At 61.6% G+C, this 16,792-nt stretch carries 16 protein-coding genes; 3 read left to right on the forward strand and 13 right to left on the reverse strand.

Annotation, left to right across the window (positions count from 1 at the left end; all coding sequences use genetic code 11):
- Positions 1-187: 187 nt before the first annotated feature.
- Positions 188-580: a 30S ribosomal protein S9 gene (gene rpsI, locus Q7F16_RS17900; RefSeq protein ID WP_003205364.1), complete on the reverse strand. Its 393-nt coding sequence runs from the start codon at positions 578-580 to the stop codon at positions 188-190.
- Between the two features lie 14 nt (positions 581-594).
- Positions 595-1,023, reverse strand: coding sequence for a 50S ribosomal protein L13 (rplM, locus tag Q7F16_RS17905; protein ID WP_003205365.1), 429 nt, complete (start codon positions 1,021-1,023; stop codon positions 595-597).
- 245 nt (positions 1,024-1,268) lie between these two features.
- On the opposite strand from rplM, the gene Q7F16_RS17910 reads away from it, so the two are divergent.
- Positions 1,269-2,309, forward strand: coding sequence for an NADP(H)-dependent aldo-keto reductase (locus tag Q7F16_RS17910; protein WP_018604268.1), 1,041 nt, complete (start codon positions 1,269-1,271; stop codon positions 2,307-2,309).
- A gap of 129 nt (positions 2,310-2,438) precedes the next feature.
- On the opposite strand, the gene Q7F16_RS17915 is transcribed toward Q7F16_RS17910, so the two are convergent.
- Entirely contained in the window at positions 2,439-3,575 is a 1,137-nt protein-coding gene (locus tag Q7F16_RS17915) for an acyl-CoA dehydrogenase family protein (protein ID WP_207281020.1), read from the reverse strand.
- 244 nt (positions 3,576-3,819) lie between these two features.
- Between Q7F16_RS17915 and Q7F16_RS17920 the strand changes: the two genes are divergently transcribed.
- Entirely contained in the window at positions 3,820-4,716 is an 897-nt protein-coding gene (locus Q7F16_RS17920) for a GlxA family transcriptional regulator (protein WP_172436044.1), read from the forward strand.
- 178 nt (positions 4,717-4,894) lie between these two features.
- Here the strand turns inward: Q7F16_RS17920 and zapE are convergent, their stop codons facing one another.
- From zapE to Q7F16_RS17935, 3 genes are all read right to left on the reverse strand, one after another.
- Positions 4,895-5,989, reverse strand: coding sequence for a cell division protein ZapE (gene zapE, locus Q7F16_RS17925; RefSeq protein WP_041476132.1), 1,095 nt, complete (start codon positions 5,987-5,989; stop codon positions 4,895-4,897).
- 102 nt (positions 5,990-6,091) lie between these two features.
- The gene (locus Q7F16_RS17930) at positions 6,092-7,447 is read right to left on the reverse strand and encodes a tryptophan--tRNA ligase (RefSeq protein ID WP_014340083.1); all 1,356 of its coding nucleotides are present in this window, start codon (positions 7,445-7,447) and stop codon (positions 6,092-6,094) included.
- Positions 7,448-7,471: 24 nt separating this feature from the next.
- On the reverse strand, positions 7,472-8,101 hold the full coding sequence (locus Q7F16_RS17935) for an alpha/beta hydrolase (protein WP_014340084.1): 630 nt from the start codon (positions 8,099-8,101) through the stop codon (positions 7,472-7,474).
- A gap of 147 nt (positions 8,102-8,248) precedes the next feature.
- On the opposite strand from Q7F16_RS17935, the gene Q7F16_RS17940 reads away from it, so the two are divergent.
- Positions 8,249-8,683: a YhcB family protein gene (locus Q7F16_RS17940; RefSeq protein WP_014340085.1), complete on the forward strand. Its 435-nt coding sequence runs from the start codon at positions 8,249-8,251 to the stop codon at positions 8,681-8,683.
- Positions 8,684-8,855: 172 nt separating this feature from the next.
- Here Q7F16_RS17940 and Q7F16_RS17945 read toward each other — a convergent pair whose 3' ends face one another.
- The 7 genes from Q7F16_RS17945 to eutB form a co-directional block, all read right to left on the reverse strand.
- Positions 8,856-10,241: an aspartate aminotransferase family protein gene (locus tag Q7F16_RS17945; protein ID WP_014340086.1), complete on the reverse strand. Its 1,386-nt coding sequence runs from the start codon at positions 10,239-10,241 to the stop codon at positions 8,856-8,858.
- A complete protein-coding gene (locus Q7F16_RS17950; protein WP_014340087.1) occupies positions 10,238-11,725 on the reverse strand; it encodes an NAD-dependent succinate-semialdehyde dehydrogenase in 1,488 nt (495 codons plus the stop codon). Before Q7F16_RS17950 ends, Q7F16_RS17945 begins: the two co-directional genes overlap by 4 nt.
- A gap of 130 nt (positions 11,726-11,855) precedes the next feature.
- Positions 11,856-12,335, reverse strand: coding sequence for an Lrp/AsnC family transcriptional regulator (locus Q7F16_RS17955; protein ID WP_014340088.1), 480 nt, complete (start codon positions 12,333-12,335; stop codon positions 11,856-11,858).
- Between the two features lie 189 nt (positions 12,336-12,524).
- A complete protein-coding gene (doeB, locus tag Q7F16_RS17960; RefSeq protein ID WP_409556136.1) occupies positions 12,525-13,526 on the reverse strand; it encodes a N(2)-acetyl-L-2,4-diaminobutanoate deacetylase DoeB in 1,002 nt (333 codons plus the stop codon).
- 3 nt (positions 13,527-13,529) lie between these two features.
- Complete coding sequence (gene doeA, locus Q7F16_RS17965) at positions 13,530-14,720, reverse strand: ectoine hydrolase DoeA (protein WP_409556137.1); 1,191 nt, start codon at positions 14,718-14,720, stop codon at positions 13,530-13,532.
- A 39-nt stretch (positions 14,721-14,759) separates the two neighbouring features.
- Positions 14,760-15,752, reverse strand: a complete 993-nt coding sequence (locus tag Q7F16_RS17970; protein WP_079302586.1) for a cyclodeaminase — start codon at positions 15,750-15,752, stop codon at positions 14,760-14,762.
- Between the two features lie 21 nt (positions 15,753-15,773).
- Positions 15,774-16,745, reverse strand: coding sequence for a hydroxyectoine utilization dehydratase EutB (gene eutB / locus Q7F16_RS17975; RefSeq protein WP_409556138.1), 972 nt, complete (start codon positions 16,743-16,745; stop codon positions 15,774-15,776).
- Positions 16,746-16,792 lie beyond the last annotated feature (47 nt).

The raw sequence follows: 16,792 nt of genomic DNA on the forward strand, positions 1-16,792 counted from the left end.
AAAATTTTGCCGAATGGTAATGAAAAGCCCCAATTCTGACAAGGTAATTACCATGCGGCCAAACCGCCAAGCCTTGTAGTATAGGGGCTCTACGAATGTGGCAAGTTGTCACAGAGCAATTCTTTTGCCCATAAAAAAACGCCCAGCTCCGTGAGGAACTGGGCGCCTTTTGAAAGCGGAAGCGAAATTAACGCTTCGAGTACTGCGGACGCTTACGCGCTTTACGCAGACCGACTTTCTTACGTTCAACTTCGCGAGCATCGCGAGTTACGAAGCCGGCTTTGCGCAGAGCACCACGCAGAGTCTCGTCGTAATCCATCAGGGCGCGAGTGATGCCGTGGCGGATTGCGCCAGCTTGACCACTTACACCACCACCGATAACAGTGACGTAGATGTCGAATTTTTCGACGGTCTCGGTCAGTTCCAGCGGCTGACGAACTACCATGCGGGCAGTTTCGCGGCCGAAGAAGTTATCCAGGGAGCGGTTGTTGATGGAGATGTTACCAGTGCCCGGACGCAGGAAAACGCGTGCGGTTGCAGTCTTGCGACGGCCAGTGCCGTAATTTTGAGTCGCCGACATAATGAACTATTCCGTTAAAACTTCAGTTCTTGGGGCTGCTGAGCAGTATGAGGGTGAGCAGCGCCCGCATAAACCTTCAGCTTACGATACATGTCGCGACCCAGTGGGTTCTTAGGCAGCATGCCTTTAACCGCGGTCTCGATCACGCGCTCAGGGGCTTTGGCGATCAGCTTTTCAAAGTTGATCGACTTGATGCCGCCAGGAAAACCGGAGTGGGAGTAGTACATTTTGTCAGTGGTTTTAGCGCCAGTAACACGTACTTGCTCAGCGTTGATCACGACGATGTAGTCACCGGTGTCAACGTGAGGGGTGTACTCAGGCTTGTGCTTGCCACGCAGACGGCTCGCGATTTCGGTGGCCAGACGACCCAGGGTCTGACCAGCAGCGTCGACGACAAACCAGTCGCGCTTTACTGTTTCCGGTTTAGCAGTAAAAGTTTTCATTCTTTATAGCCTCAGGGGCCGCCCTGTAAATTAGACGGCGGATCTTACTGAATAGTGCGTACTTTGACAAGTCAAAGGCAGCCGGATACAGACGCTTTCGGGGGCTCGGGTCGGCGCGTCCGTTCAACGGCAAGATTCTTCGGCGGCGGCGCATCACTTCCACTGCAGAAAGAGGTGCGCAATTATGCAGATTGCGAAAAATATTTCAACCTGCTTTTATGATTGTTTTGCCCAAGGAGCTCCCGATGGACTATCGCCCGCTAGGCCGTACCGATCTGAACGTGAGTGCCCTGTGCCTCGGAACCATGACCTGGGGTGAGCAGAACAGCGAGGCCGAGGCCTTCGCCCAGATCGAACGCGCCAAGGCTGCCGGCATCAATTTCATCGACACCGCCGAGATGTACCCGGTGCCACCCAAGGCCGAAACCTACGCCACCACCGAGCGCTACATCGGCAATTACTTCAAGAGTCGCGGCGACCGTGCCGACTGGATCCTGGCGAGCAAGATCGCCGGCCCCGGCAATACCATCGACTACATCCGCGACAAGAACCTCAAGCACAACCGCCGCCACATCGTCGAAGCCGTGGACGCCAGCCTCAAGCGCCTGCAGACCGACTGGATCGATCTTTACCAGTTGCATTGGCCGGAGCGCAGCACCAACTTCTTTGGGCAACTGGGCTACCAGCACAAGGCCGACGAAACGTTCACCCCCCTGGAGGAAACCCTCGAAGCCCTGGACGAACAGGTTCGCGCCGGCAAGATCCGCCATATCGGCCTGTCCAACGAAACGCCGTGGGGCACCATGAAATTCCTCGCCCTGGCCGAGGCCCGTGGCTGGCCGCGGGCGGTGTCGATCCAGAACCCGTACAACCTGCTCAACCGCAGCTTCGAGATCGGCCTGTCGGAAATCGCCATTCGCGAGCAATGCGGCTTGCTGGCTTATTCGCCCCTGGCGTTCGGCTTTCTGTCGGGAAAATACGAAAACGGCGCACGGCCAGCCAAGGGCCGCCTGACGCTGTACAGCCGCTTCATGCGCTACTTCAACCCACAATCGGAAGCAGCATGCAGCCGGTATGTGGCCCTGGCCCGCGAACATGGCCTGGACCCGGCGCAGATGGCCCTGGCGTTCGTCACCCGGCAGCCGTTCGTGACCAGCAACATCATTGGCGCCACCACGCTGGAGCAACTGGACAGCAACATCGCCAGTTTCGAGCTGAAACTGTCGGATGAAGTGCTGGCGGGGATCGAGGCGATTCACAAGGATCAGCCGAACCCGGCGCCTTGATCCATAGGCCTCATCGCGAGCAAGCTCGCTCCCACATGGGTTCGATGTTGATCACAAAATAGCGATCGGACACAAATCCCCAGTGGGAGCGAGCTTGCTCGCGATAGCGGACCCAAGCTCACCACTGCATCAAAGCGACCGCGCAATGATCTCCTTCATGATCTCATTGGTCCCGGCATAGATCCGCTGCACCCGCGCATCCGCCCAAGCCCGGGCAATCGGGTATTCCCACATGAAGCCGTAGCCGCCATGCAACTGCACGCATTCGTCGAGCACCTTGCATTGCAGGTCAGTGCCCCAGTACTTGGCCATCGCCGCCGTCGGCACGTCCAGCTTGCCTTGCAGGTGCAATTCCAGGCAACGGTCGACGAAGACCCGGCCAATCTGGATTTCGGTGGCCATTTCCGCAAGCTTGAAGCGGGTGTTCTGGAAGTCCGCGATGGCTTTGCCGAACGCCTTGCGCTCGCGGGTGTAGTCCAGGGTCCATTGCAGCGCCGCTTCGGCCGAAGCCAGGCCGCCGATGGCGACGGTCAGACGCTCCTGGGGCAGCTCCTGCATCAAGTAGGCGAAGCCCATGCCGGCCTGCCCCAACAGGTTCTCCTTCGGCACGCGGACATCCTGGAAGAACAATTCCGACGTGTCCTGGGCCTTCATTCCGACTTTTTCCAGGCGCTTGCCCTTTTCAAAGCCCGGCGTGCCCGCCTCCACCAGGAACAGGCTGGTGCCCTTGGCGCCGGCCTTCGGATCGGTCTTGGCGACCACGATCACCAGGTCTGCCAGGAAACCATTGGTGATGAAGGTCTTCGAGCCGTTGATGACATATTCATCACCGTCCAGCACCGCCGTGGTCTTCACCCCTTGCAGGTCGGAACCAGCGCCCGGCTCGGTCATGGCGATGGCCGTGACCATTTCGCCGGACACCAGTTTCGGCAGGTACTTGTGTTTCAGCGCTTCACTGCCGTAATGCAGGATATACGGCGCAACAATGTCGGAATGCAGCGAGAAGCCGATCCCCGTCAGCCCCAGGCGCCCGATCTCCTCGATCACCACCGTGCTGTAGAGAAAATCTGCGTCCAGCCCCCCATAGGCTTCTGGAAGGTGCGAGCACAACATGCCCGCCTCCCCCGCTTTGTTCCAGAGTTGGCGATCGACATGCCCCTGTTTTTCCCACTGGCTGTGGTACGGCACGGCTTCTTTTTCGAGGAAGGTTCGTACGCTGTCGCGAAACAATTCGTGCTCGGGACTGAACAGTGTTCTTGGGATCATGGCGCACCTTTGGTTATTGTTGGGCGTGGTTATCCGACAGAGCCTAAGCCTGCGGGGTACGACAGGACACTGGACACATCCGACAAAAAATAAGACGATCCAGCCGTCTGTTGACCACTTTCCCCTATAAAAATAAAGATGAACTATGTCTATGCACGCCTCCACGCCCTTGCGGCGCGTCAGCATCCTGGCAGTCGACCGGGTCTTCGCCTCCACCCTCATGCAAGCCAAGGATTTTTTCCACCTGGCCAGCCTGCGCTATGGCAAACAACTGGGCCACGGCCTGACCCCGGCGTTTGAAACCCGGCTGGTCAGCCCCGATGGCAAACCGGTGAACAGCTTCAGCGACGTGATCATGCCGGTGGACGGTGGCCTGGAAAATACCGACGTCATCATCCTGCCGGCCTTCTGGGATGATTTCACCACCCTCTGCCAACGTTATCCCCAGGTCCTGCCCTGGCTGCGCGAACAACACGCGCGCGGCGCAGTACTCTGCGGCGAAGCCACCGGGGTATTCTGGCTGGCCGAGGCCGGGCTGCTCGATGGCAAGGAAGCCACCACCTACTGGCGTTTCTTCAACGCCTTCAAGGAACGCTTCCCCCAGGTATACCTGAACCAGGACAAGCACCTGACCGACGCCGACAACCTGTTCTGCGCTGGCGGCACGACCTCAGCCTGCGACCTCTACATTTACCTCATTGAACGCTTCTGCGGCGCCAACGTGGCCCAGGCCGTGGCGCGGGATATCCTGTATGAAGTGCAACGCAGCTATTCGCCTGGGCGGATCGGCTTCGGCGGACAGAAACTGCACCAGGACGTGATCATCCTGCAGATCCAGCAATGGCTCGAAGAGCACTTCGCCGATAAATTCCGCTTCGAGGACGTTGCCCGGGAACATGGCATGAGCATCCGCAATTTCATGCGCCGCTTCCAGACCGCCACGGGCGACAAACCGCTGCATTACCTGCAACGGCTGCGAATCGAAACCGCCAAGGGCCTGCTCTCCGGCAGCCGCAAGAGCATCAAGACCATCAGCTATGAAGTCGGCTACGACGACGCGAGCTTTTTCGCCCGGCTGTTCCGGCAACATACCGACCTGTCGCCGAACCAGTATCGACAGCAGTTTCAGCAGGCGGCGTAGCCCGAGGTCATGGCAAAAACCCACTGTGGGAGCTTGCTCGCGATGGCGGTGGTTCAGCAGCACTGATATTGACTGACACGACGCCATCGCGAGCAAGCTCGCTCCCACAGGGTCAGGTGGCGAAATCAGCAAATACAAAAGGCCTGCAATCGCAGGCCTTTTTTGTGTTTCGAATCCCCTACGGCTTATGCGCCCGCGCCAGGAATTCGTGGGACTGCATTTCCAGCAAGCGACTCAAGGTCCGCTGGAATTCGAAGGTCAAGCGACCGCCGGTGTAGAGGTCCTTGAGTTCGACTTCGGCCGAAATGATCAGCTTCACGTTACGGTCGTAGAACTCGTCGACCATATTGATGAAGCGACGGGCGATGTCGTCGGTGGTGACGCTCATCTGCTCGACGTTGCTCAGCAGCACGGCGTGGAAGATCTTGCCCAGTTCGATGTAGTCGTTCTGGCTGCGTGGGCCGTCGCACAGTTCGCGGAAGTCGAACCAGGCCACGTCATCGCACGTACGCACGGCGCGGATTTCGCGATTTTCGATGACCAATACATCATTTTCCACGGCCTGGGTGCATTCCGGCGTCAGGGCGCGAAAGCTCTTGCGCAGGCTCTCTTGGGCAGCGGCATCCAGTGGAAAGTGGAACAGCTCCGCTTGTTCGAGGTGACGCAGGCGGTAGTCGACGCCGCTGTCGACGTTGACGATTTCAGTGTGCTCTTTGATCAGCGCGATGGCCGGCAGGAAACGCGCCCGCTGCAGGCCGTCCTTGTACAGGCCGTCCGGCACGATGTTCGAGGTCGCGACCAGGGTCACGCCGTTCTTGAACAGCTCTTCCATCAAGGTGCCGAGGATCATGGCGTCGGTGATGTCGGAAACGAAGAACTCATCGAAGCAGATCACCCGGGTCTCGTCGGAGAACCGCTTGGCGATGATGGTCAGCGGGTTCTTCTCGCCGCCCAGGGTTTTCATTTCCTCGTGCACGCGCTTCATGAAGCGGTGGAAGTGCGTCCGTGTCTTCTCCTTGAACGGCAACGCTTCGAAGAAGGTGTCCACCAGGTAGGTCTTGCCACGGCCCACGCCGCCCCAGAAATACAGGCCCTTGACCGGAGCCTGGTCTTTTTTGCCGAACAGTTTGCCCAACAGGCCGGGCTTGTTGTTCGCCGCCGCGACCAGGTCGTCGTACAGGCGCTGCAAATGCCGCACCGCCGTTTCCTGGGCTGCGTCGTGGAAGAACTCCGGGCGTTTCAGATCAGCTTGATATCGTTCTAGGGGCGTCATATTCGTTAGCAAGGCAACAAAAACGGGCCGTCACTGTAGCGACGGCCCAGAGGAATGGCAATCGGCCCTTATTCGGGCCGATGGTCGGGTGACGTGCCGGGATCAGTCCTGGGCAGGGGTCAAGGCAACGCGCAACGCATCGACGGCGGCATCCCGCGCGGCGCTGTCGGCGAAAGCCGGGCTGTTCGCCACGCACTCGCCGTCGAGCCAAACGCTGAACCCCAGGTCGTCGCTTCGTACATCCAGCGGCTGGCCGGCTTGCAATTGCTTGGTAACCTGGCCGGCAGCCTTGCCATCGGCAAAGTTGCGCGACAGCAACAATTGCTCGCCGTCGGCGGACAGCAGTCGGAAGCGGAAACTGCCGTCGTCTTCGCGGAAGCTGACAAAGCGTGCAGCCTTGGCGGCTTTCTTCTTGGTGCTGGCGGCCACCTGGACCTGGCTGACAAACGAACGCAGGCCAACAGCCTCGCGCAGCTCGTTGAGGAACGGCGTTGCCACGGCCCGGGCTTTTTTCGCGCCCAGTTGCAGGATGTCTTCAAGGTCCGACGGACGCTCGATGAACTGGTGATAACGCTCACGCGCTTCACCCAGCTCGCTGTCGAGCAACTGGAACAGACGGTTCTTGGCTTCGCCCCAACCCAGGCCTTGCAGCAGTTCGCTGCGGAACTCCGCGGACTGTTCGGCAGTGGCGAAGGCCTGGAACAGGGTGAACAGGTGCGAATTGTCCGGATCCTTGGCTTCGCCCGGGGCACGGGAGTCGGTAACGATTCGCGAAATCGCGTCCTTCATGTCCTTGGCGCTGCTGAACAACGGGATGGTGTTGTCGTAGCTCTTGGACATCTTGCGGCCATCGAGGCCCGGCAGCGTGGCGACGCTTTCCTCGATCAGCGCCTCGGGCATGGTGAAGAACTCCTTGCCCTGGCCGAACAGGTGGTTGAAGCGCTGGCCGATGTCGCGGGCCATTTCCACGTGCTGGATCTGGTCGCGACCGACCGGCACCTTGTGGGCGTTGAACATCAGGATGTCGGCGGCCATCAACACCGGGTAGCTGTACAGCCCCATGGTGATGCCGGCGTCCGGGTCTTCACCGGCCTCGACGTTCTTGTCCACCGACGCCTTGTAGGCGTGGGCACGGTTGAGCAGGCCCTTGGCGGCGACGCAGGTCAGCAGCCAGGTCAGCTCCGGGATCTCGGGAATATCGGACTGGCGATAGAACGTCACGCGGTCCACATCCAGGCCGCCGGCCAGCCACGTGGCGGCGATTTCCAGGCGCGAACGCTGGATACGCAGCGGGTTATCGCACTTGATCAGGGCGTGGTAGTCGGCCAGGAAGTAGAACGAATCGGCGTTGCTGTCGCGGCTGGCGAGGATCGCCGGACGGATGGCGCCGGCATAGTTGCCCAGGTGCGGGGTGCCGGTGGTGGTGATGCCGGTCAGGATACGGGTACGCGTCGTCATGGGTTATCGCTTGTCAGACTGCTGTCAATTCGAGAGGCGCGGCAGGATCAGATCCTTGAGATCGGTCAGCTTGCCATGAAAAAAGTGTCCGCATTCTGCCACTTTCAGCAGCTCATGGGGGCGTTGGAGCGTGTCGGACCATTCGTAAACCAGCTGCGGATCGACCACTTCGTCGGTTTCCGGCTGGATCACGGTCAACTCGCCGCTCATCGGCAAGGGCGACTGCTCGTCCAGGCGCATCACCGCCGGGGCCACCATGAACAGGTGCTTGACCGGCTGGCCCTGGGCTTCCAGGCGCCCGCCCAGACTGGCGGCGACAAAACCGCCGAAGGAAAAACCGAACAGGGTCAGCGGCAATTGCGGGTATTTTTCCCGCAGCCATTGGGCGACAGCCTGGGCGTCGTCCACTTCGCCGGTGCCCATGTCATGAGTGCCGGCACTGGCACCCACGCCACGATAATTGAAACGCAACGTAACCAGGCCAGCATCGCGGGCAGTGCGTTGCAGGGTCGAGACCACTTTGTTGAGCATGGTCCCGCCCTGCACCGGGTTCGGGTGGCAGATCAGCGCCAGGCCACGGGGAGCCTCGCTGTCCAGGTACAAGGCTTCCAGTTGGCCCACAGGGCCATCGATGACTACAGGGGTTTCGCGCATAAGCAAGGGAAAGAACTCCGTGACCTCGAATTGGGTCGACTCGTCTAGCTAAAGTCTGTGCCTGGCATGATTGCGATGTTCTTCGCGGTATACAGCGCAGGTCCGAGCCGTTAACGTAAAGCAAAGCCGTTTATAGAGGAAGGACTCGTGGAACACTCGCTCTTAGTTTGGCTGTTGCCGACTCTTGCCCTGGTTGCCGGTGTCGCCATTGGATTCCTGCTTGCCCGACTGCTGCCCAACGCGGTGCCCAACAGCACGCAACGTCAGCTGGACGACATTCAGGAACGTTTCGACAGTTATCAGAATGAAGTGGTCACCCACTTCAACAGCACCGCGTCCCTGGTGAAAAAACTCACCCAGAGCTACCAGGAAGTCCAGGATCACTTGTCCGAGGGTGCCAATCGCCTGGCCCTGGACGAGCAGACTCGCCAACGCCTGTTGGCCGCCCTGCAAGCCGATTCGGCACAGACGCCACGGGAACGCCTGACCCCGCCAAAGGATCAGGAACCGCCCCGGGACTACGCCCCCAAGGCCCCGAATTCACCCGGCATGCTCGATGAGCATTACGGTTTGAAGAAGTAATCGCCAGGCAACACCTAAAAGCCCGCCCGATCACATGATCGGGCGGGCTTTTTATTGACTCAGGAGAATCCCCCCTGTGGGAGCTTGCTCGCGATGACGCTAGCACATCCAACATCGCCGGTTCAGACACACCGCTATCGCGAGCAGGCTCGCTCCCACATTTAAAGCAGGCTTAAGCCAACACTTCACCCGCCACCTGATCGATAGCCCCTTTGGTGATGTCGACGATCAGGTCCGCATCCTCGCGGGTCAGGATCAATGGTGGGGCGAAGCCCAGGATGTCGCCGTGTGGCATGGCGCGGGCGATCATGCCGCGTTCCAGGCAGGCGGCCGAGACCTTCGGGCCGACTTTGAGTGCAGGGTCGAACGCCGTGCGCTGTTCACGGTCGGCCATGAACTCCACCGCCGCCAGCATGCCGTCACCACGCACCTCGCCCACCAACGGATGACCTTCAAGGGTTTCACGCAGGCGACGATTCAGGTAGCCACCCACATCCTCGGCGTTGGCCGTGAGGTTTTCCCGTTCAAGAATGTCGAGGTTCGCCAGTGCCGCCGCGGCGCAAATCGGGTGCCCGGAATAGGTCCAGCCATGGCCCATGGCGCCTTCGGCCTGGGAGGCTTTTTCAATCACGCTCCAGACCTTTTCCCCGATGATCACTGCCGACAAGGGTGCATAGGCACTGGTCAGGCCTTTGGCGGTGGTGATCAGGTCCGGCTTCATGCCGTAACGCTGGCTGCCCATCTTCGAACCCAGGCGGCCGAACGCGCAGACCACTTCATCGGCAATCAGCAGCACGTCGTATTTTTTCAGCACGGCCTGGATCGCATCCCAATAACCGGCGGGCGGAACGATGATGCCCCCGGTGCCCATCAACGGCTCGCCAATGAACGCCGCCACGGTGTCCGGGCCTTCGGCGAGGATCATTTTTTCCAATTCATCGGCGCAATAGCGCACGAAGGCCGCTTCATCCATGCCCGCCGGGGCCTTGCGATACCAGTGCGGACACACCGTGTGCTTGACCCCTTCCACCGGCAGGTCGAAATGCTGGTGAAAGGTCGCAAGCCCCGTGAGGCTTCCGGTCATGATGCCCGAGCCATGGTAGCCACGGTCCCGTGAAATGATTTTCTTCTTCAGCGGCCGGCCCAATACGTTGTTGTAGTAGCGCACCAGCTTGACCTGGGTTTCGTTGGCATCGGAGCCGGACAAACCGTAATAGACCTTCTTCATCCCTTCCGGCGCCCAGTCCATGATGCGGCTGGACAGCTCGATGATCGCCTCGCTCGAATGGCCGACGTAGGTGTGGTAGTAGGCCAGTTCCTTGGCCTGTTTATAGATGGCGTCGGCCACCTCGGTGCGCCCATAACCGATGTTCACGCAGTAGAGGCCGGCAAAGGCATCGATGAACTCACGGCCTTCATGGTCGCGAATGCGAATGCCTGACGCACTCTTGATGATCCGGCCCTTGAGCGCGCCACTGGCGTGGTCGTGGGCGTGGGTCGAGGGGTGCATGAAATGCGCACGGTCTTGTTCGAACAGCGTGTTGAGTTCTTGGCTCATGCGGGCTCTCCTGGGAACTGGCCTTGATGGTGCAGGCAAAAATATTTGGTTTCGACAAAGGGCTCGAAGCCCTCGCTGCCACCCTCGCGACCGAGGCCCGAGGCTTTCATGCCACCGAAGGGAATCGGGTGGCCGGTGAACTTGACGCCGTTGACCGCGACCATGGCGTGATCGAGACGGCGGATCAGCGGATAAATGAGGTCCAGGCGGTTGGAACAAATATAGGCCGCCAACCCATACTCGGTGTCGTTGGCCATTTCGATGGCTTCGTCCAGGGTGTCGAACGGCATCACCCCGGCAATGGGCGCGAAGTTTTCTTCACGGTAGATGCGCATCTGCGGCGTGACGTCGGCCAGCACCGTGGGCTGATAAAACAATCCGCCCAAGGCATGGGCCTCACCGCCCACCAAGCGTTGAGCGCCAAGGGCCAGGGCATCGGCGACACGGTCAGCGGTCGCATCGAATGCCGCCTGATGCATCAACGGCCCGACCTCCACGTCCTGCTCCTGTTGATCGACCATGGCCGGCCCGACGCGCAAGGCGCGCACCGCGGCGGCGAAACGACTGAGAAACGCCTGGTAAACAGGGCGCTGGACCATGATCCGGTTAGCAGCACAACAGTCCTGGCCCGAGGTCTGGAATTTCGCCTCCACGGCGACTTTCACCGCCAAGGCCAGGTCGGCATCGGCGCAGACAATGAACGGTGCGTTGCCGCCCAACTCCAGCGCGACTTTCTTCACGTCATGGGCCGCCGCTTGCAGCACCAATTTGCCGACCCGGGTCGAGCCGGTGAAGCTCACCGAGCGTACGCGACGATCCTTGACCAGGGTTTCCATGGCCATTTGCGGCTCGCCCAATACCACGTTGAACACCCCGGCAGGAAAGCCTGCCTCTTCGGCCAGTTGCGCCAGGGCCAAGGCCGAGTAAGGCGTTTCGTGGGCCGGTTTGATCACCACGCTGCAACCGGCGGCCAGGGCAGCGGCGGCCTTGCGGGTGATCATCGCCGACGGGAAATTCCACGGCGTGAGCAGCGCGCAGACGCCCACTGGTTCCTTGATCGTACCCAGGTGTGCATTCGGGATATGGCTGGGAATGTTCTGACCGTACAGGCGCCGGGCTTCCTCGGCAAACCACGGGATGAAGCTGGCAGCGTAGGCGATTTCGCCACGGGACTCGGCCAACGGCTTGCCCTGTTCCAGGCTGAGAATGCGCGCGAGGTCTTCGCTGTGTTCGGTAATCAACGCCGCCCAGCGCCGCAGGATCGCGCCGCGAGTCTCCAGGCTCTGCTCGCGCCACGCCGGGAAGGCGCGATGCGCAGCGTCCACCGCCGCGACGATCTGCGGCTGATCCAGCATCGGCACATGGCCGATGACGGTGCGGGTGGCCGGGTTATGCACGGCCACACTGTGGCCGCTGTCGCTGTGGACCCAATGGCCGTCGATGTAGCAAAGCGCTTTGAACAGCAGCGGATGTTGGTAAGGCATGACGTTCACTCCAGAGCGTGTGCGTGAATCCATGCTAGGGCAGCGATGCTTGGGAAATTGGGGGTTTACCGTGGGTCAAACCCTGGTTTTTTTCTGAATCGAGGGCGGCAAACCGGGTTTTCTGCGGTGCTCAGGATGGTTCGGCCAGCTCCGCCGGCAAGGCACCGGCGGTCTTGATGGTCTTGGTAACGATGTAGGTGAAGTAGCGTTCGATACCGAGGTCTTCCAGCAGCAGCTGGTCGACGAAACGCTGGTAGGCATCGACGTCCGGCGCCTGGATCATCGCCAGGTAATCCACACCGCCGCCGGTGGCGTAACAGAACGCCACTTCTGGCGCGGCGATCATGCGCTGCTCGAAACGGCGCATGTCCTGGGCGGTGTGCCGGGCCAGGGTGATTTCCACCAGCACCTGCTGACGCTTGAACACAGCGCCCCAATCGATCTGCGCCCGATAGCCGATGATCAGGCCCGCCGCTTCGAGCTTGCGCACCCGCTCCCAGGCCGGGGTCACCGACAGGTTGATGGCCTCGGCCAGGCTCGACTTGGTCATCCGCCCGTCCTCGGCGAGGATCTGCAGGATTTTGAGGTCGTAGCGATCGAGCTTGTGCATGGGCCGGGGCTCTCCAGGCAATTCAGATATCACACCGCTTCCTGTGGCGAGGGAGCTTGCTCCCGCTGGGCCGCGCAGCGGCCCCAATCTCGGTTCCGTATTGGCGCAAGCCAAAAGCGACGACTGCTTCGCAGCCGAGCGGGAGCAAGCTCCCTCGCCACAGGGTGGTGTGTCAGTTGAGGGGCGGTATCAAGCCAACACATCCGCAATCACCGCCAAGGTATCGCCACACTGCACCAACCCGGGAAAGTGCCGGGCCGCCAGCAGGCCGCTGCGTGCGGCGCGGTATTCGACCGGGGCGACGCCGCTGCGAGTGGCGTCGTAGATGCGCGCCACCACTTCGCCCCGGGTCACGTGTTCCCCCAGGTCGCGGCACATTTCCAGCAAGCCGTCGTGTTCGCTGGCGATGAAACAACTGGCGTCCGGCATGTCGAGCACCAGCGAGGGCTGCAACTCGATCGTGCCCCGCAGGATGCCAGCGTGGATCAACAGGTTGCGCACCCCACGCTCGGCAATCGCCACGCTGCGGGCGGTCGACGAACCGCCGCCGCCCAGTTCGGTGGTGACGAACACCTTGCCTTGGGATTCGGCCGCCGTGTCGTACATCGCCCCGGCGTCCAGCTCCAGCATGCGCATGCAATACGGCGCGTTGAACGCCAGCATCCCGGCCTCGCAGCGCGCTTGCTGCTGTTTGTCCGGCAATACGTGGCAAGCGGCAAACGGCAGGAAATCCAGGGTCCGCCCGCCGGAATGAATGTCCAGGACAATGTCAGCCAAGGGCAGCAGAGTGCGATTGAAATAGTCGGCGATTTTCTCGGTAACGGTGCCGTCCGGCCTGCCGGGAAAACTGCGGTTCAGGTTGCCCTTGTCGATGGGCGAAGTCCGGCGTCCGGCGTGGAAGGCCGGGGTGTTCATGAACGGCACGATGATCACCCGCCCGCTCACGTCTTCAGCCGTCAGTTGCTGCGCCAGTTTGCTCAGGGCTACTGGGCCTTCGTATTCATCGCCGTGATTGCCACCGCTGAGCAGCGCCGTCGGACCGATGCCGCGCTGGATGACCGTGATGGGAATCATCACCGCGCCCCAGGCCGAATCGTCCCGCGAATACGGCAGTTTGAGAAAGCCGTGCTGCACGCCCTCGCGGGTGAAGTCAACCGTGGCGCTGATGGGATTATTGGGCAGATCGGGCATGGCTCAATCCTTCACGAACAATTGACGAGGCACGTCGCACAGCGTCTCGACGCCGGTCTCGGTGATCAGGATGCTCTCGGTGATTTCCAGGCCCCAATCGTCCATCCACAGCCCCGGCATGAAGTGGAAGGTCATGCCCGGCTGCAACACGCTGTTGTCGCCAGGACGCAGGCTCATGGTGCGCTCGCCCCAATCCGGCGGATAACTGATCCCGATGGGGTAGCCGCAACGGCTGTCCTTGTGAATGCCGAATTTCTCCAGCACCTTGAAAAACGCCACGGCGATGTCGCCGGTGGTGTTGCCCGGCTTAGCTGCGTCCAGGCCGGCGGCGATGCCCTCGACCACGGCTTTTTCGCCATCGAGGAAATGTTGCGGCGGCTTGCCCAGGTAAATGGTGCGCGACAACGGGCAGTGGTAACGCTTGTAGCAACCGGCGATTTCAAAGAAGGTGCCGGCGCCCTTTTCGAAGGGTGAATCATCCCAGGTCAGGTGCGGCGCACTGGCGTCGGCCCCGGTGGGCAACAGCGGCACGATGGCCGGGTAGTCGCCGCCATGGCCGTCGGCACCGAGGATGCCGCTGCTGTAGATCTCGGCCACCAGTTCGTTCTTGCGCATGCCCGGTTCGATGCGTTCCAGGATCCGGCTGTGCATGTTCTCGACGATGCGCGCGGCGATGCGCATGTAGGCGATTTCCTGGGGCGACTTGACCGCTCGCTGCCAGTTCACCAGGCCCACCGCGTCAACCAGTCTTGCCTGGGGCAAATGCTTTTGCAGCGACAGGTACGCAGCGGCGCTGAAGTAATAGTTGTCCATCTCCACGCCGATGGTCAGCGCGCCCCAGCCACGGGCGATGATCACCTCCCGGGACAGGTAGTCCATGGGGTGGCGCTCGCGGGACTGCACGTAGATGTCCGGGTAACCGACGATATTATCGGCCTGCATGAACACCGTGCGTTTGGCACCGTTGGCGTCCTGGCCGCGACCGAACCACACGGGCTCGCCCTCGAGCGCCAGCAGCACGCACTGGTGCACGTAGAACGACCACCCGTCATAGCCGGTGAGCCAGGCCATGTTCGACGGATCGGTGACCAGCAGCAGCTCCAGGCCCTGGGCCTGCATGGCCGCGCGAACCTTCGCCAGGCGTTGGGTGTATTCCTCCCGCTGAAACGGAAGATTGACGACGATCTCAGACATCCACCTGCCCTCTGTTCAATGACTTGTGCGAAAAATGATCTAGCGGCCGAACGCAAACCCCTTGCCCGCCGCCCGTGCCCGCTCGAACGCCAGGTTGGCGATGGCGGTGTCCTGGGCGCCGGTGCCGGTCAGGTCGCAAAGCGTCACTTGCGTCGCATCGGAACGCCCCAGCCGCTGCCCCGACAACACCTGACCCAACTCCGTCAACGCCAGTTCATCGCGAACGGTGCCGGCCACCAGGGCGTGGTGCAGCTCGCCGAGCACGCGGGTCTGGCTCAGGCGATCGGCGACATAGCAGTCGACGGCCGCCAGGGCTTGCGGGGAAATTTCATTCTTGTGTTCCGCATCCGAGCCCATCGCCGTGATGTGCAGGCCAGGATGCAAATGGCGGGCTTGGATCAACGGCTCGCGACTGGGTGTGCAGGTGATGGCGATATCCACGCCTTCCAGGGCATCGTCAAGGGAGGCGCATGGCGTGACGGCAAGCCCGGTGTCACGCGCCAGCTCCTGACTGAACGCCTTGGCCTTTTGCGCATCGCGCGCCCAGACCCGCACCTCGTCGATGGGCCGCACCAGGCGCAGTGCCTGAAGTTGCAACGCCGCCTGCTCGCCGGCACCGATCAGCGCGACGCTGCGGCTCTCCTCGCGAGACAGGCAACGCGCTGCCACCGCCCCCGCCGCAGCGGTGCGCACGGCGGTGAGGTAACCGTTGTCCAGCAGCAGGGCTTCCAGCAGGCCGGTGCGTGCCGAGAGCAGCATCATCATGCCGTTGAGACTGGGCAGGCCAAGCTTGGGGTTATCGAAAAAACCCGGGCTGACCTTGATGGCGAAGCGCTCCAGGCCCGGCAGGTAAGCGGTCTTCACATCCACTTCACCGTTGTACTCGGGAATGTCCAACCGCAGGATCGGCGGCATCGCCACGGCGGCGGTGGCCAGCAGTACGAAGGCCTGTTCGATGGCGTCGATGCTGGCCAGATCGAGGGCCACGCAACTGCGCAGGTCGGCTTCGCTCAATAGGGTGACTTCACTCATGACAGGCTCCGTTAGGGATTATCAGGCGTTGGCGCCAGCGATCACGCGGGCATGGTGTGCGGTGTCGACGTTGCGCCCGCTGACCACCAGGACAATGGGGCCGCGCGGCTCGACCAGGCCGTCGAGCAGCGCCGCGATGCCCACCACGGCAGCGCCTTCGAGCACCAGGCGTTCGTGGTGATAGGCGTGGCGGATGGCATTGGCGATAGAGACTTCCGAAAGCAGGTGTACGTCGTCGCTCAGTTGCCGGGTCATGGCGAAGGTGTAGCGGTTGTCCAGGCCGATGCCGCCACCGAGGGAGTCGGCCAGCGTCGGCAGTTCTTCGATGTCCACGGGCTTCCCGGCGGCGAGGCTGGCGTGCATCGCGGCACCGCGGGCCATGCTGATGCCGTGGACTTGAATCGCTGGATTGGCACTTTTGAGGGCCAGGGCAACTCCGGCGAACAGGCCGCCACCGGACAACGGCACCAGGACCTGGGCCACCTCCGGTTGCTGCTCGAGGATCTCCAGGCCGAGGGTGCCCTGCCCGGCGATGATCGCCGGGTGATCGAAGGGCGGCAAAAAGGTCGCGCCCTGCTCCCGGGCGATGCGCTCGGCCTCGCGCTGGGCATCGTCCTGGGACTGGCCGACGATGCACACCTCAGCGCCGAGGTCGCGAATCGCCTGCACCTTGTTGGCCGGCACCAGATGCGACAGGCAGACAATCGCCCTGACGCCCTGCTGTGACGCGGCATGGGCCAGCGCTCGGCCATGATTACCGGTCGACGCGGTGACCACGCCCCGGGCCTTTTGCTCGGGACTGAGTTGCGCGACGGCATTGCTCGCCCCGCGTAGCTTGAAGCTGCCGGTGATTTGCAGGGCCTCAAGCTTGAGGTACACCGCCACGCCCATCAACCGCGACAAACTCGGGGAATGCTCCATGGGCGTACGCCGCACCTGCGACTCGATGCGCTGGCGAGCGAGGTAAATGTCCTGAAGCTGCAACCCTGTCATGACTGCGTCCCGAGCGGATGTGTTGGGCGCAGTCTAAGAGGGCTGGA

It is taken from the genome of Pseudomonas sp. Lb2C2, from assembly GCF_052112205.1.
In the GTDB taxonomy this organism is placed as follows: domain Bacteria; phylum Pseudomonadota; class Gammaproteobacteria; order Pseudomonadales; family Pseudomonadaceae; genus Aquipseudomonas; species Aquipseudomonas kilonensis.

What these genes read in the sequence shown, in the direction of transcription:
- rpsI (WP_003205364.1), bottom strand. Translation starts at nt 580, where the DNA reads ATGTCGGCGACTCAAAATTACGGCACTGGCCGTCGCAAGACTGCAACC.
- rplM (WP_003205365.1), bottom strand. Translation starts at nt 1,023, where the DNA reads ATGAAAACTTTTACTGCTAAACCGGAAACAGTAAAGCGCGACTGGTTT.
- Q7F16_RS17910 (WP_018604268.1), top strand. Translation starts at nt 1,269, where the DNA reads ATGGACTATCGCCCGCTAGGCCGTACCGATCTGAACGTGAGTGCCCTG.
- Q7F16_RS17915 (WP_207281020.1), bottom strand. Translation starts at nt 3,575, where the DNA reads ATGATCCCAAGAACACTGTTCAGTCCCGAGCACGAATTGTTTCGCGAC.
- zapE (WP_041476132.1), bottom strand. Translation starts at nt 5,989, where the DNA reads ATGACGCCCCTAGAACGATATCAAGCTGATCTGAAACGCCCGGAGTTC.
- Q7F16_RS17930 (WP_014340083.1), bottom strand. Translation starts at nt 7,447, where the DNA reads ATGACGACGCGTACCCGTATCCTGACCGGCATCACCACCACCGGCACC.
- Q7F16_RS17935 (WP_014340084.1), bottom strand. Translation starts at nt 8,101, where the DNA reads ATGCGCGAAACCCCTGTAGTCATCGATGGCCCTGTGGGCCAACTGGAA.
- Q7F16_RS17945 (WP_014340086.1), bottom strand. Translation starts at nt 10,241, where the DNA reads ATGAGCCAAGAACTCAACACGCTGTTCGAACAAGACCGTGCGCATTTC.
- Q7F16_RS17950 (WP_014340087.1), bottom strand. Translation starts at nt 11,725, where the DNA reads ATGCCTTACCAACATCCGCTGCTGTTCAAAGCGCTTTGCTACATCGAC.
- Q7F16_RS17955 (WP_014340088.1), bottom strand. Translation starts at nt 12,335, where the DNA reads ATGCACAAGCTCGATCGCTACGACCTCAAAATCCTGCAGATCCTCGCC.
- doeB (WP_409556136.1), bottom strand. Translation starts at nt 13,526, where the DNA reads ATGCCCGATCTGCCCAATAATCCCATCAGCGCCACGGTTGACTTCACC.
- doeA (WP_409556137.1), bottom strand. Translation starts at nt 14,720, where the DNA reads ATGTCTGAGATCGTCGTCAATCTTCCGTTTCAGCGGGAGGAATACACC.
- Q7F16_RS17970 (WP_079302586.1), bottom strand. Translation starts at nt 15,752, where the DNA reads ATGAGTGAAGTCACCCTATTGAGCGAAGCCGACCTGCGCAGTTGCGTG.
- eutB (WP_409556138.1), bottom strand. Translation starts at nt 16,745, where the DNA reads ATGACAGGGTTGCAGCTTCAGGACATTTACCTCGCTCGCCAGCGCATC.